Origin of the sequence: Geosporobacter subterraneus DSM 17957 (genome assembly GCF_900142145.1) — a bacterium.
Lineage (GTDB): Bacteria > Bacillota > Clostridia > Peptostreptococcales > Thermotaleaceae > Geosporobacter > Geosporobacter subterraneus.
The window spans coordinates 37597-51704 of the sequence record NZ_FQZV01000020.1 but is presented as its reverse complement, the minus strand read 5'-3'; the positions used below and the strand labels follow the sequence as shown (position 1 = coordinate 51704).

Here is a 14108-nt window from a genome sequence, read left to right as displayed (position 1 = left end):
ATAGGAGTTTTCCTCACTCGGAAGATTATAACACACATTAAAGGACTAACTCCACACTATTTTAACCATTGGTTTATACGATTTGCTGCTTCCTGAAGGGTGGTGGGCAAGGTAAGAATATCCTTGTTAAGTTTCTGAAACAGTTTGGCCACAATGGGAAGACGCAGCCGCCCTTGGGCAATGAGATCCTCCCGCACCAAAAGCTCAGTACCGCCCTGTGCCAGTACTCGTCCATCCTTCATAAGAATGATATAATCAGCCCATTCACAGGCCAGATTTACATCATGGGTAGCGATCAGTATGCTCATACCCTGCTGATATAATTCATTCAAAAGGGAAAATAGTTGATCCTGGCCTTGAGGATCCAGATAGGCTACCGGTTCATCCAACATCATAATTTCGCAATCCATAGCCAATATGCCTGCAATGGCTGCACGCTTCTTCTGTCCAAAACTAAGATGATAAGGGGGCTTGTGGCGATAATCCCACATATCTACAGCTTTTAGTGCTCTTTCTACCCGGTGTTCAACCTCTTCTTTTGAATACCCCAGGTTTTCAGGGCCAAAGGCTACATCCTCCCACAGGGTGGAAGAGAAAACTTGATCATCGGGATCCTGAAATACCAGACCCACTTTTCTTTTTAGATCCTTTTCTGTCTTTTTGTTGACTGGGATTCCCAGAACCTCAACATTTCCTTCCTGCGGAAGAAAAATACCGTTAAAATGCAGAAAAAGGGTAGACTTTCCAGAACCGTTTGGTCCTAGGATGGCTACCTTGGCATGATTTGGGACTGAGAAGCTAATCCGATCCAATGCTTTTGTTCCATCCCGATAGGTATAAGTTAATTGCTCCACTTTCAGCATCATAAAATACCGCCTTTGTCGATCCAGATCATAAAGCAGGTGAAACAAAAAGACGCCAGAGCTACGCTGCAATCCCGATAACAAAGAGGCCCGGTTTTTTTTATCATGGGGGTTCGGTTATATCCTCGAGCCGCCATCGACCAATAGATTCGTTCACTCCTGTCAAGAGCCCGAAAGAATACATGGCCAATAGACTGTGCGATGATTTTTAAGGTATATGTGTTCATCAGACTTTTACCTTTCTGAAAACCCCGGGCTCTTTGTGCACGGTCAATCCGAAGGAATTCTTGATGAATAATTGTAAAATAGCGAAAAGTAAAAGAGATAATTTGCAAAAGAAGGTCTGGTACGCGCAGGGTGTACAGTGCCTGCTGCAATTCTTTTAGCGGTGTAGTCTCTGTAAGGAGCAGAAGAATCATAATACTGTTCAATGACTTTAACCAAAGCATAAGGCTGAAAAGAACCCCCTGCTCCGTTGCGATAAGTGAAGTAAACCCTATATGGATAGAAAAGAGGGGTTTACCGGGAATTTGAAAGGGAACTATCAAAAGCATAAAGCATAAAAAGGGAAGTGCTGTCCTTAATCTTCTTAGCATGATGCCTATGGGAAGGCCCATAAATAGGATACAGCACAGTACTACGCCGATACAGAGAAATAATAAGGAAAGACGATTGATCAATATAACACCCAAAACAAATATGAGGGAAGCGATTAGCTTCATGGTAGCATCTACCGGTTTGACAGAATCCCTTAATAAGATCATACTTTTGAGCCTTCTTTCACCTTAGATTTCGGCGTTATGAGCTTACCTATGCCGTAAAGAAATATAAAGGTTAACAGAACTCCGATAATACCGGCTAGAGCAGTAGCCACACCTTCGTGAGGGATCCCAGGGACCATATAATCAGGTATCAGGGATGAGATGATGTTATCCTGAGCCCATTCAATAAAGCCCGTATCTTCCCCAACTCTTTCCAAGCCATCAGGAGAAGAAGAAGCAAAGGGCGAAAAAATTCCCGCTACAATAAGCGCCGATGCAAGTCCAATCCAAATAAATTTTTTACTATTTTCCATGATGTCCCTCCTTATTCACTACAGGCTGAAGCAGCAAATCGCTTCGAACCTTTGCGATATAAGATATAAGAAACAAGGTAATTAGACCTTCTCCAATACCGATGATGATATGCCAGAACAACATTGGCGGCAATACAATCATTAATTCAGATCTTCTTGATAAAAAGATCTCCACTGCTGCTGCAAGAGCAGCTGCAACTACCGAAATACACCCTCCGGCTACGATCCCTGATGAGGAGTAACCTCTTTCATTTCGCTTAAAGAGCTGATAAAGATAATAACCTGAAAAGTTAGCAATAACAGCCATATTAAAAATATTGGCACCAAGGGCAAGTACTCCGCCGTCGCCAAAGAAAAAACTTTGAATGATCAATATAGCAGAAAGTACTAGGGCTGAAGCCCAAGGACCTAATAGAATAGATGCAAAAAAAGCACCAATGAGATGACCTGAAGTTCCCATGCCCACTGGGAAATTAATCATCTGTGCTGCAAAGATGAAAGCACCCATTACACCTAATAATGGAATTTTATGATCGTCCAGCTGCTCTTTTGTTTTTTTTACAGCGGTCCCAATTCCTCCTACTGAGGCGGCACCGGTTACTGCCAGCGTCGGCAGACTTAATAACCCGTCTGGAATGTGCATAGTGAACCCTCCTATGTAATATGATCTATAAAGCTAAATAAAAACAAAAAAAGATAACCTAAAGATGAAAGATGTCAATCTTTAAGATTACCTTCGTGGTATTCTTCGGGTATTTAAATTTTATCCTCCAGTAAATATGGAACCGTTAATGAGGCTGAAATTATGTTCGTAGATAAGACCTTCATGATCTTAGATTCAACTTTATTATAATAAAGTTGAGTGGAAAAATCAACCACTGTATTGCAAATAATTAATTAACAAAGTCATAGTTTTGTTCCGTCATAATTATAGGAAATAAGATAAAAAATAGAGGAAAAAATAAAGGAAAATAGAAATATAATGAAATATTGTTAGAAATACGAAAGAGAGGAAAGCACATGGAAAAAGAAAAAAAGGTATACGAAATACTTGAATATTTACAAATACCTTATTTAAGGTATGAACATACACCTGTTTATACAATTGAGGAAGCCAATCAATTAGATCTGGATATGCAGGGGCAGCATTGTAAGAATCTTTTCGTTCGAGATAAAAAGGGAGAAAGGCACTATCTGGTAATCATTGAAGAGTCGAAAAAAGTAGATCTGAAAAGCCTGTCCAAACAAATTGAAAGTACAAACCTCAGCTTTGCCTCAGAAGAACGATTGCTGAGATACTTAGGACTTACCCCTGGGGCAGTAAGTCCCTTTGGGCTTATCAATGACAGAGAAAAGCACGTTGAAGTATTGCTGGATGAGGATATAACCTTATTAAAAGATATAAGCTTTCATCCTAATGTGAATACGGCTACAGTCACACTAAGCTTCCAGGATTTCAGACGGTTTCTTAGCTGGACTGGAAATAAAATGAGATTGATAAAAGTATAAGTTCAGAATAATCCCTTATATTCCTTTCCATATTTTCTGGATATACGATATCATGTTATAAATCAATACTGCAACGCCGGATGCTACTAAGGGACCGACGGGAATCCCCTTAAACAAGATTACACCTAGTATGGTTCCTAATAGGATGGGCACAGCTACAGCGGGAGTTTCTAACAAAAGGACATAGCCTTTTCCTGTCAGCAGTATGATAAGGACACCACCTAGAACTGCAGAGACACCTAAAGGGGTTCTAAAAGACTGATAAATTTCAAGTATTGAGTATTTACCTGCGGCAATAGGGGCTAAAATACCTATGGTAACAATAATAATGCCTACTTTTAATCCATAAGCTTCCAGCTTTGGGAGCAGCAGATTTAAATTTAGAAGCTTTAACAGGATCAAAGCAGCTCCAGCTATTGCTAAAGAATCATTTTTCATAAATAGTCCCATAATCAAAATGGTCAGCAGCATCAAATAACTTTGCTCCATAATGAGCATCCTCCTGTATCAGAGTATGTATCTGAGAAAGCCAGGGATCAAGTTAAGGATTAGATATATTTAATATATTCTTTGTAATAGATTGTGTGAATGAAGGCTGCAGCTAGAAAAGCAGTAGTAATATAGGAAAGGCTATATTTTGTTGCTTTCCATACCTTCTCTCCATTATAATAGTATCGTTAGAGATGCGAAATAAAGCCATTTTATAGATGGTTAGAGGTAGGGGACGGAAGAAATGCAAATAAATCTACGGGATCGGGTATTTTATAAGACAATGATGGGAATCGCATTGCCCATTGCACTGCAAAACTTGATTTCATCCTCACTAAATATGGTAGACACGGTGATGATTGGCAAACTTGGAGAGAAGCAGATTGCTGCTGTGGGGTTGGCAAATCAGGTTTTCTTTTTATTTATTCTTTTGATGTTTGGCATCAACAGTGGATGTGCTATATTTACTGCTCAGTTTTGGGGGAAAGAAGATATCCTTAATATTAGAAGAGTAATGGGAATAGCACTGATTTCGGGTATAGCGGTCAGCTCGCTCTTTGGCATAAGTGCTCACTTTATGCCAGAAAAAATCCTAAGAGCTTTTACTAGGGATACAGCAGTTATTTTTATGGGAAGCCAGTATCTGAAAATCGTATCTGTCAGCTACCTTATTACTGCAGTTAGCTTTGCCTATGCTTTTGCCTCAAGAAGTATAGGCAAGGCAAAGTTGCCAATGGTAGTCAGTGCAGTATCATTATTGGCAAACACAGGATTAAATTATTTGCTAATTTTTGGGAAATTTAATTTTCCCCGAATGGGAATTCAAGGGGCTGCTTTAGCTACTTTGATTGCAAGGACCATTGAAATGATTTTAATGCTGGGGCTCATCTACAGCAATAAAGATGTGTTGGCCGGAACTCTTAAGGAGATGCTAAGTTTTGATTATAGCTTCTTTAAGAAAGTTTATCGAACGGCAATTCCAGTGATTCTAAATGAAGGGTTTTGGTCCTTGGGAATGATTATGTATGCTGCTGCCTACGCAAGAATTAGTACGGAGGCTATTGCATCGGTACAGATTGCCAATACGATACAGGGTGTGTTTATGGTTGTATCCATGGGATTGGGAAATTCCTGTGCCATTATGCTGGGCAATGTAATTGGGGCAAATAGGCAGAAAGAGGCTGTTGTCTATGGCAATACATTTTGCATATTAGGTCTTATAGCCGGTGCACTGCTAGGAATTATGTTGGTTTTGTTATCTCCCATGATATTAGGATTTTTTAATATATCGTCTGTAGTTTATCAAAATACCTCAAAGATTTTATTTATTATGGGCTTGTTTATGGCTTTTAGATTTTTCAATACAGTATTAATCATAGGGATTCTCAGAAGTGGTGGAGATACAAAATTTTCCTTGTTTCTAGAAATGGGAAGTGTGTGGATTCTGGGAGTTCCATTAGCCTTTCTGGGGGCATTGGTATTTAAACTTCCGGTCTATTGGGTATACGGACTAATTTCTTTAGAAGAGCTGGTTAAAGCCTGTATTGGTGTACCGAGGGTGATCTCAAAAAAATGGGTTAAGAATGTAATTGAAAATATGTAGCGGATACATTATGTTTCAGTATTATGGATACTTCTTCTAGGTCTCCAGTAGGAAATTTGATCTTTTGATGAAAAAATGACATAAATCGATAAAATTATCAACAAATTTCAACAATAGTCGCGTTTGCTTCATGATAAGATTGTCCTAAGCAGCGCTCATTTATCAGAATAAAAAGGAAAGGGGGGATCTGCATGAAAAAAATTATGGGATTTGTAAGAAGAAACGGCTTAACCATGTTATCATTTCTTGGACTAGTTGTAGGATCAATGGCGTCAACTACACAAACACTATTCTATACACATCAGGTTAAATGCCCTGAGGAACTACTAAAATAGGATCGAATGAGGGGTGATCGCCCCTCATTCGATTAGGAAAATGAGGAGAATAAAGAATGAACGTTTATACTCTGTTAAATGAGGTTGTTTTTGCTGCTGTAGAAGCACTAATCATTATGCTTTTGGTTTTGGCTATATCAAATAAAGGGCACTATCTTAAAGATGCAAAACACAAAGTTGCCTTTTTCGTAGTTTTCTATACGATTTTTTCTTACTACACTACTTCTTATGTTCCAGTTGGCTATCATACGGTTTTAATTATGATATTTGCAGTTATAAATTTGACATTGACTGCAGAATTAAGCTTCGGCAATGCTATTATGGGTTTTGCCATCGTTATGGCCTTTATGATCGTGACAGAGTTTCCAATTGTATTTATTTTTTCAGCAGTTAGCGGCGTGAATATTTCAGATATCATAACGAACCCACAGTTAAAGCTTCTTCTGACAATAACTGTTAAGGCAGTACAATTTTCCGGAATAGCGCTTCTATTTCGATCCGGTAAATCTCATATAAAGTTCCTATCCTCCAGTAAAGAGAACGTGATTGCTGCATATATTGTTTTTGGGGTTTGTCTGATGGGCATATTTGTTTCTAATATAAACTATGCTGTAAACAGCGGGGAAAGCATGTTTATCTATGAATTGCTACTATTTGCTATTTTCATTCTGTATATTATTCTAGGATTTATTATTATTAAAGAAAAAGAACAACTGCTGAGAATTCAACACAAATATAAATTACAGGAAGCCTATGTGAACAACATTGAAACCCTGTTAAATGTTGTTCGGCGTGAAAAACATGATTTTTCAAACCATATTAATACCATCTCCGCAATGTGTATACTGAATAAGCCTGATGCAGTGGATAGAATCAAAACCTATATTGATCGGTTAACCTGCAACCTACAATCCTCCTATCATTATTACAACACAGGCAATGACTATGTAGATGGGTTATTGGCTGTAAAAAGTAATTTTGCCTTTGACCACAATATTCATCTGGAGGTAGATTTCGAAGCATTGTTGGATCAAGTAACCATCGATTCCTTCGATCTTATCAGTATTATGGGTAATATTATTGATAATGCATTTGAAGCGGTTTTATTAAATCCGGAGCATGAGAAAAAGATTGTATCCATAACTTCTTATATCGAGGAAGGGAACTATTATTTATCCATATCCAATAATGGACCAATGATTCCACAGGATCATTTGGACATGATTTTCTCAAATGGATTTTCAACTAAAGAAAATAATAAGGATGATCATGGCTTAGGATTGTTTATTGTTAAGCAGCTTATTCAAAAGAACCAAGGCGATGTAAGGGTTTCTAGTTCAGAAGAAGAAACTGAGTTTTCTATTAAATTTGATAGGTGGAAAATAAAAGATGGAGAGATTAGCGCAACAAATTACCAACTTAATACAAACCAATAATCCTAAATTAAGTGATTTAGAGATTAAGAAAATAAAATTTGGGTTAGAGTGCTTTTTTGGAGAGGTTACAAAGCTTATCATTTATTTAGTAATATTCTCAACCTTATCTTTAACAAAGCATTTTTTAATAGCAACTTTATTTTTCTGCATTCCCAGAATGCCGGCAGGAGGCTTTCATGAGGATACTTATTGGAGATGCTTTTTTACAAGTTTAATGATATTTTCAGCCATTGCAATTGGTGGGAGCAGGTTTTTTCTGAATTGGCCTATTAGATTTGCGCTCATATTAATTACACTAATACTTATTTGGATCTATGCTCCTGTGGATCACCCGAACAAACCTATCATTAGCTTGGAAAGACGGAAAAGGCTGAAGTATTTTTCTTTAGCTGCAACAGCTGTACTTGTAGGAATCAGCTTTATTATTCCAGAAAAATATGCTGCGACTGCAACCTTTGCATTGCTTTGTGAGGCCTTATCCCTGCCAATAGGTGAACTTTCTAAAAGGAGATTTACAAATGAAGCGATTAATCGGTGAAATTATTCAAGACACACAGACTTTAAAAAGTTCACAAATGGAGTATAGCGCAAATCAAGAATTTTTTGTGGCCCTAGTTAGCATTTGTGAAGATTTATCGGTTGATATCCCCTTCTGGACAATGCGGGAAGATGTAGCCCTGGAGAAGGACAAGCTCGTCCAAATAAAACTGAACGCAAATACGGTGCTAAAGATCACTACAGAAAAGGTTGGATAGAATAGTGCTCATATCATAATATAAAATAATAGAAGATCCCAGTGGATCTTCTATTATTTTATATTGCTTACTATTTGGCTTTTACACTCTTATTAGCTATCCTAATCATAGTGTCGAGACCAACGAAACTAGTAAATATGGATACACCAAAGCCGTATAAGGCTAGAAGAGATATGATTGCAAAGGGTTTGTCCTTCATAAGCAGATATAAAGCCTCTACTATACTGATTACCGTTATGGCTGCAAATACTGCTTTTAGACCAAAAAAATTTTCTATTGTATTATAAATAAAAATTAGCACAACAACAAAGATAAAATCAACGTTTAGCAGTATTTTGACAGCAGGAAGAAGGCTTATGAAGCTGCTGGAAATGCCTAATAAATATCTTATATACACGACAATTGCTGCAACGTTTAGCAGGAGGAAGGCAAAGAGGCTTGCCACGCTTAAGCTAATAACAAAATAATTATCATTTCCTAACATATGAAGGATTCTTTTCATCTTTTGTTACCCCCTCAAAATAAATACTTCGTTTAATATATATTTTATAGAGGGAGAATCTATGACAAGCTGTAGAAATTATTTTTCAACGTAATAAAAAGCAAAAACACTTAGTGAAGGAAACATAATCTAATGGTATTTTTATCTTTTCTGTGTGTCAAACAAATTTATACTTCATTTATAAGGGGAAGTTTGATATGATAGTCTTATTAGATATTTGTAAACATTTTAAAATTTCTAATGATTAGGTTAGGACTTGACCGGGTAATTAATGAGTGTGTTAAGTTATGGTGAATAAGGAGGTTGGAAAATGGGAAAGAAAGCTGTAGAAATAGCAAACTTGGATGTGGAGAAGTTAATCCAGATGTTAAATGAAGCCTTAGCAGAGGAATGGCTTGCATATTATCAATACTGGATTGGGGCCAGGCTCATGGAGGGTCCTATGAGAAGTGAAATAGAGCCGGAACTGTTGATTCATGCCAATGAAGAATTGGTGCATGCTGAGCTGGTAGTCAACAGGATACTGCAATTAGGAGGAACACCTATCCTAAATCCTATGGACTGGAGCAAGTTTGCAAGATGTGAATACGAGGAACCTAATGATCCATACATTGAAGTAATCCTGGAGCAAAATCTCAGGGGCGAAAGATGTGCTATCCAGAGATATGAAGAAATAGCTGCGTACACAAATGGCAAAGATCATGCTACATATCAGATGGCTATAACAATCTTAAATGATGAATTAGAGCATGAACACGATATTGAGGATTGGATTACCGATATCGAAAGACTAAAGGATCAAATCAGACAAATTAGAATGTAAAGGGTAGAATAGATAAAAAACACCTCCTTTGAATATACGAGGTGTTTTTTAATTTGGTAAATATTGTACCTGTTTTACCAAAATATAGCATTCTTCTGGTATAATGAAAAAGTATTGTTGTCTAGTATGTGTTTGCGAAGATGTATTTTTAAACATAAAAGGGGGAATTGTTATGAAGGTTCAGAAGGTTAAAAATCGAGGTTTATTATTTACTTACTCCAATGATTGGGATCTTAACCTGTATTTGATTCGAGGGAATAGATACAATTATATCATTGATACAGGGCTAGGTCCATTGAATGTTGCACCCATTAAAGAGAATATAAAAGATGATAAAAAACAGCTCATTATAATCAATACCCACTTTCATTGGGATCATATATGGGGAAATAGTGCGTTTGATAATAGTGTCATAATCTCCCATAAATTATGCAGAGAAATGATAGCATCCAATTGGGAACAAATGCTGCAAAAGAATGGACGATATGCTCAGGGAGAATTTCAGATGCGGCTTCCGGAGGTCGTATTTGAGGGAGAATTATATTTCCCAGAAGATAAAATAAGGCTAATCTATACCCCTGGACATACGATTGATTCCATCAGCGTGCTGGATGAAGAGGAAAAGGTTCTAAATGCGGGAGATAACATAGGAGATACAATGGAAGAGCTTGTGCCTAGTGTTTATACCGATAAACAGACTTATTTAGAGACGTTGTACAGGTATAATGACTTGGACTTCGACACCTGTGTTTCTGGACATAATGTGATTTTAGAGAAAAAAGTGATTGATAAAATTATAGAAGAAGTACTGACTAGCATGTAACTGATTATTTCACATATTGAAAAAGTTTAAACTTTAAGAGAATCCTTAGCCTTTCTACGTTTATGCGTTAATACATATTTTGTTCAAAGTCTATCAAAACAGTGATAGGCTTTATTTATAATAAAGATAAATCTGTTTTACTAAAAAATTACCTTTACCTAGAATTCTTGACTTTTTATTGACGGTACAGTTATAGAATAAATATAGAACTATGATTAAGATACAGCTAATAAATATAAAGTTTACTGTGTACAAGGGGGAGTAGGTATGGCTTTGGAGTTAAATGTAAATGGAGTAGACTATCATCTGGAAGTAAATCCAAGACTTAGATTGTTGGATGTGTTAAGGGATCATCTAGGTCTAACAGGGACAAAAGAGGGTTGTGGTGAGGGTGAATGTGGTGCCTGTACCATTATCATGGATGGAGTGGCTATCAATTCATGTCTTTTATTAGCTCACCAAGCGAGGGGTAAAAAAATACTAACTGTAGAATCTTTAGCTCAAGATGGAGAGTTAGACAGACTGCAAAAAGCTTTCATAGATAATGGAGCTGTCCAGTGTGGATATTGTACACCGGGAATGCTGATGTCCTGTAAAGCGCTTCTTATGAGAAATCCCAATCCAAGTGAGGAAGAGATCCGTATTGCTATCGAGGGAAACCTGTGCAGATGTACGGGCTATACGAAAATTATAAGAGCCGTAAAGGATGTTGTAAAGAAATAGGGCGAAGGGAGGATATAAACCGTGGAGGAAATGTTATTTAAGGCACCAAATGATATTGAAGAACTGGTGACAGCATTAAAGGATGCGGATGCCAATACCTACTTAATCAGTGGAGGAACGGATTTGATCATTAAACTTCGGAAAAACAGGATCTATTCTGGAACAATCATCGACATGAAAGGAATCAGATCCTTGGAATATATACGAGAAGAATCTGAACACATCAAGCTAGGAGCCAATACTACCTTCACCCAGATCATCAATAGTCCTGTTCTGCAGCAGCACGCTGCATGTTTGGCACAAGCTGCAGGCCAAATAGGATCTACACAGATTCGCAATGTGGCCACTGTAGGAGGGAATATAGGTAATGCCTTTGCAGGAGCAGACTGCATACCTGCGCTTATGGCTATGGATGCACAGGTAAAGGTGATCTGTTCCAAGGGAGAAACCTATGTAAAGAATGTAGCAGATATTATACTTGGTTCAGGAAAGAACAGTCTTAGAAAAGACGAAGCAATCATAGAAATACAATTTCCAATACAAGGTGCAGGGGGTAGAACTGCCTTTGGAAAGATTGGAAGCCGATCGAGAGTAACCATCGCAAAAATAAATATAGCTGCCTTTGTCAGATTAGATGGGTCAAAAAAGAGAATCGAGGAAGCGAGAATCTTTTTAGGAGCATTAGGACCTAGGGCTTTTCGATCAGAGATAGTAGAAGAGGCTATGGTGGGGAGAACTATTTCACCGGAGTTGTTCAATTCCTTTGCAGCCGCTTTGACAGCACAAGTAGATGCTGCTATTGCAGGAAGAAGTTCACAGGAATACAAAAGAGAAGCAATACGTGGTTTAGCCGATGAAGTATTTTGTAAATTATTTGGAGATCTGTCCCAGGAGGTGAAGCAAGATGAAAGATAACTTAAAGTATGTAGGAAAAGATATTCCCATGCATGACATCAGCGAAAAGGTTGCCGGGAAGATAAAATATGCAGGGGATATGCAGCTGCCGGGAATGCTTTATGCAAAGCTTGTACTAAGTGATATCGCTCACGGTCGGATAATAAAAATAGATACCTCCAAAGCAGAGGCTTTAGCGGGCGTCGTAAAGGTCTTTACCTATAAAAATTCACCGGATACCCGATATAATTCACATAAATGGTATGTAGGGTTGGAGGTGCTAGAGGATGAGAAATTGTTTACAGAGCATGTAAGATTTATTGGAGATCGTGTTGCTGCTGTAATAGCAAAGGATAGATATACAGCTGAGCGGGCGGCGGAACTCATTGAGATCGAATATGAGCCTTTGCCGGTTATCACCAATCCAGAGGAAGCGATTAAAGATAAGGGCTACAGTATCTCTAGAAAAGAGATCAAGAGCGGAAATCCGGAGGATATCATCAACCGTGCAGCTTTAGTGTTTGAGGATCGGGTCGAGACCCCTAAAGTGCATCATGCTGCGATGGAAACCCATGTTTGTGTTGCTGCACCAGGCCCGGGAGGAGAAATTACGATTTGGACACCTTGCCAGGTTGTTTTTCAAGTACGTTTAATTGCAGCGGAAGTTTTAAGTATGCCTTTGAATAAGGTTCGTGTAATCAAAACCACCATGGGAGGATCCTTCGGTGGAAAAGGCCAACCGGTACTTGAGCCTGTTTGTGCTTTTCTGGCAAGGGAAGTGGATGCTCCAGTGAAGCTGCAGTTGGACAGAACGGAAAGTATTCTTGCTACTAGAACCAGGACGGCTACGATCGGTACAATTAAAACTGCAGTGGATCAAGAGGGGAACATTCTAGCTAGAGATATTCATATGCTTGTAGATACGGGGGCTTATTTCACCAATGGAGATGCAGTTTCCATGGCCATGGGAAAGAAGGCTTTCCGCTTATATAGGATCAAAGATCAGAAATATGTAGCCGACGTAGTGTATACCAATACCCCTGTAGGGGGAGCCTGCCGTGGTTACGGCTCTCCACAGATTCACGCCCTGTCAGAAATCCACATGGATAATATCGCTCGGGCTTTAAAGATGGACCCGGCAGAGTTGAGGTTGAAAAATCTCGTTCAACCCTATGATTTAGATCCGATTGGAGGTCCTGCACTGGGTAACGCAAGAGTCATCGATTGTGTTACAAAAGGAATGGAAGCATTTCGCTGGAAAGAAAGATGGCAGAAACCTCAAAATCCGGGACGGTATGTCCGCGGTGTGGGGATGGCTTGTGCAACCCATGGAAATGGTTATCACGGAGGGTATCAAGACTTCATTACCATGTCACTAAGAATGACAGAAGATGGAGGGGCTTACCTCAATGCAGGCATCCATGATTTAGGCTGTGGTACAGTTACAACGATGAAACAGATCGTTGCAGAAGTATTAGATATAGATGTAGATAAGATTTTAGCACCAGAAGCAGACACATTAGTCAGTCCCTTTGATATTGCAGGGACACAAGCCAGCAGAGTAACCTTCGTCTGCGGCGGATGCGCTATGAAGGTATCAGAGATGGTTAAAGAGAAATTTATTCACTATGCATCAAAAATATGGGCATGCAAACCGGAAGATATAAAGATGGAAAATGGAACCGTTTATAAGGATAGGGAAAAGGATCAAAAATTAACTTATGGAGAAATGATTATTCTGATACAGAAAAAATTCCAAGATGATATTAGTGAGACCTATACCTATACTTCTCCTGCTAATCCTGCAGTATATGCTGTAAATTTTGCAGAGGTAGAAATAGATACCTATACGGGACTAGTGCGAGTTACAGATGTACTGGCAGTACATGATATTGGCAAGGCGATTAATCCAGGATTTGTGGAAGGTCAGATCCAAGGTGCCATCCAAATGGGCATCGGCTTAGCACTCACTGAAGAAATCAAAGCAGACCGCAATGGAAATATATCTGGAGATCGTTTTAGCAAATATCATGTGATCAATGCACCGGATATGCCCGATGTAAAGGTGCTTTTAGTAGAGGAAGGGGACGAACATGGTCCATTTGGAGCTAAAAGTGTAGGTGAAATCAGTACCTGTGCCATCGCTCCAGCTATTGTAAATGCTATTAATGCTGCTTTAGATATCAATGTAACATCATTGCCTGTAACACCAGAGAAAATCCTAAAGGCATTAAAGAATAAACGGGAGAGACAGCAGACAGAGACCATTTTGGTTTAG

Annotated in this window: 17 protein-coding genes; 11 read left to right on the top strand and 6 right to left on the bottom strand. The window is 38.6% G+C overall.

The window, feature by feature from the left end; translation table 11 throughout:
- Positions 1 to 56: 56 nt before the first annotated feature.
- Genes BUB56_RS08775 through BUB56_RS08760 form a run of 4 tightly spaced genes read right to left on the bottom strand, consistent with a single transcriptional unit; the run spans position 57 to position 2581 of the window.
- Positions 57 to 866 carry an ATP-binding cassette domain-containing protein gene (locus tag BUB56_RS08775; protein ID WP_110940942.1) on the bottom strand — a complete coding sequence of 270 codons (810 nt, stop codon included), beginning with the start codon at positions 864 to 866 and terminating at the stop codon, positions 57 to 59.
- A complete protein-coding gene (gene cbiQ / locus BUB56_RS08770; protein WP_110940941.1) occupies positions 863 to 1627 on the bottom strand; it encodes a cobalt ECF transporter T component CbiQ in 765 nt (254 codons plus the stop codon). The genes BUB56_RS08775 and cbiQ overlap by 4 nt, the downstream gene beginning before the upstream one ends.
- Positions 1624 to 1938: a PDGLE domain-containing protein gene (locus tag BUB56_RS08765; protein WP_110940940.1), complete on the bottom strand. Its 315-nt coding sequence runs from the start codon at positions 1936 to 1938 to the stop codon at positions 1624 to 1626. The genes cbiQ and BUB56_RS08765 overlap by 4 nt, the downstream gene beginning before the upstream one ends.
- On the bottom strand, positions 1928 to 2581 hold the full coding sequence (locus tag BUB56_RS08760) for an energy-coupling factor ABC transporter permease (protein ID WP_110940939.1): 654 nt from the start codon (positions 2579 to 2581) through the stop codon (positions 1928 to 1930). The genes BUB56_RS08765 and BUB56_RS08760 overlap by 11 nt, the downstream gene beginning before the upstream one ends.
- Before the next feature lie 377 nt (positions 2582 to 2958).
- Here BUB56_RS08760 and BUB56_RS08755 point away from each other — a divergent pair, with 377 nt between their 5' ends.
- Positions 2959 to 3447, top strand: coding sequence for a prolyl-tRNA synthetase associated domain-containing protein (locus tag BUB56_RS08755; RefSeq protein ID WP_110940938.1), 489 nt, complete (start codon positions 2959 to 2961; stop codon positions 3445 to 3447).
- A gap of 15 nt (positions 3448 to 3462) precedes the next feature.
- Here BUB56_RS08755 and BUB56_RS08750 read toward each other — a convergent pair whose 3' ends face one another.
- Positions 3463 to 3936: a DUF441 domain-containing protein gene (locus BUB56_RS08750; protein WP_190014339.1), complete on the bottom strand. Its 474-nt coding sequence runs from the start codon at positions 3934 to 3936 to the stop codon at positions 3463 to 3465.
- 244 nt (positions 3937 to 4180) lie between these two features.
- Here BUB56_RS08750 and BUB56_RS08745 point away from each other — a divergent pair, with 244 nt between their 5' ends.
- The 5 genes from BUB56_RS08745 (at position 4181) to BUB56_RS08725 (ending at position 8065) form a co-directional block, all read left to right on the top strand.
- Positions 4181 to 5539: an MATE family efflux transporter gene (locus BUB56_RS08745; protein ID WP_110940936.1), complete on the top strand. Its 1359-nt coding sequence runs from the start codon at positions 4181 to 4183 to the stop codon at positions 5537 to 5539.
- Between the two features lie 191 nt (positions 5540 to 5730).
- Positions 5731 to 5874 (top strand): cyclic lactone autoinducer peptide, encoded by a 144-nt coding sequence (locus BUB56_RS08740; RefSeq protein ID WP_110940935.1) that lies wholly within the window; start codon positions 5731 to 5733, stop codon positions 5872 to 5874.
- A 56-nt stretch (positions 5875 to 5930) separates the two neighbouring features.
- Entirely contained in the window at positions 5931 to 7310 is a 1380-nt protein-coding gene (locus BUB56_RS08735; protein WP_110940934.1) for a sensor histidine kinase, read from the top strand.
- Complete coding sequence (locus BUB56_RS08730) at positions 7264 to 7848, top strand: accessory gene regulator ArgB-like protein (protein WP_110940933.1); 585 nt, start codon at positions 7264 to 7266, stop codon at positions 7846 to 7848. Before BUB56_RS08735 ends, BUB56_RS08730 begins: the two co-directional genes overlap by 47 nt.
- Positions 7829 to 8065: a hypothetical protein gene (locus BUB56_RS08725; RefSeq protein WP_110940932.1), complete on the top strand. Its 237-nt coding sequence runs from the start codon at positions 7829 to 7831 to the stop codon at positions 8063 to 8065. Before BUB56_RS08730 ends, BUB56_RS08725 begins: the two co-directional genes overlap by 20 nt.
- 70 nt (positions 8066 to 8135) lie before the next feature.
- On the opposite strand, the gene BUB56_RS08720 is transcribed toward BUB56_RS08725, so the two are convergent.
- A complete protein-coding gene (locus BUB56_RS08720) occupies positions 8136 to 8567 on the bottom strand; it encodes a hypothetical protein (RefSeq protein ID WP_110940931.1) in 432 nt (143 codons plus the stop codon).
- 310 nt (positions 8568 to 8877) lie between these two features.
- Between BUB56_RS08720 and BUB56_RS08715 the strand changes: the two genes are divergently transcribed.
- The 5 genes from BUB56_RS08715 (at position 8878) to BUB56_RS08695 (ending at position 14108) form a co-directional block, all read left to right on the top strand.
- Complete coding sequence (locus BUB56_RS08715) at positions 8878 to 9390, top strand: ferritin-like domain-containing protein (protein ID WP_110940930.1); 513 nt, start codon at positions 8878 to 8880, stop codon at positions 9388 to 9390.
- A gap of 172 nt (positions 9391 to 9562) precedes the next feature.
- The gene (locus tag BUB56_RS08710; protein ID WP_110940929.1) at positions 9563 to 10213 is read left to right on the top strand and encodes an MBL fold metallo-hydrolase; all 651 of its coding nucleotides are present in this window, start codon (positions 9563 to 9565) and stop codon (positions 10211 to 10213) included.
- Positions 10214 to 10480: 267 nt separating this feature from the next.
- Positions 10481 to 10936, top strand: a complete 456-nt coding sequence (locus BUB56_RS08705; RefSeq protein ID WP_110940928.1) for a (2Fe-2S)-binding protein — start codon at positions 10481 to 10483, stop codon at positions 10934 to 10936.
- Between the two features lie 30 nt (positions 10937 to 10966).
- A complete protein-coding gene (locus tag BUB56_RS08700; RefSeq protein ID WP_242946268.1) occupies positions 10967 to 11851 on the top strand; it encodes an FAD binding domain-containing protein in 885 nt (294 codons plus the stop codon).
- Positions 11841 to 14108, top strand: a complete 2268-nt coding sequence (locus BUB56_RS08695; protein ID WP_110940926.1) for a xanthine dehydrogenase family protein molybdopterin-binding subunit — start codon at positions 11841 to 11843, stop codon at positions 14106 to 14108. The genes BUB56_RS08700 and BUB56_RS08695 overlap by 11 nt, the downstream gene beginning before the upstream one ends.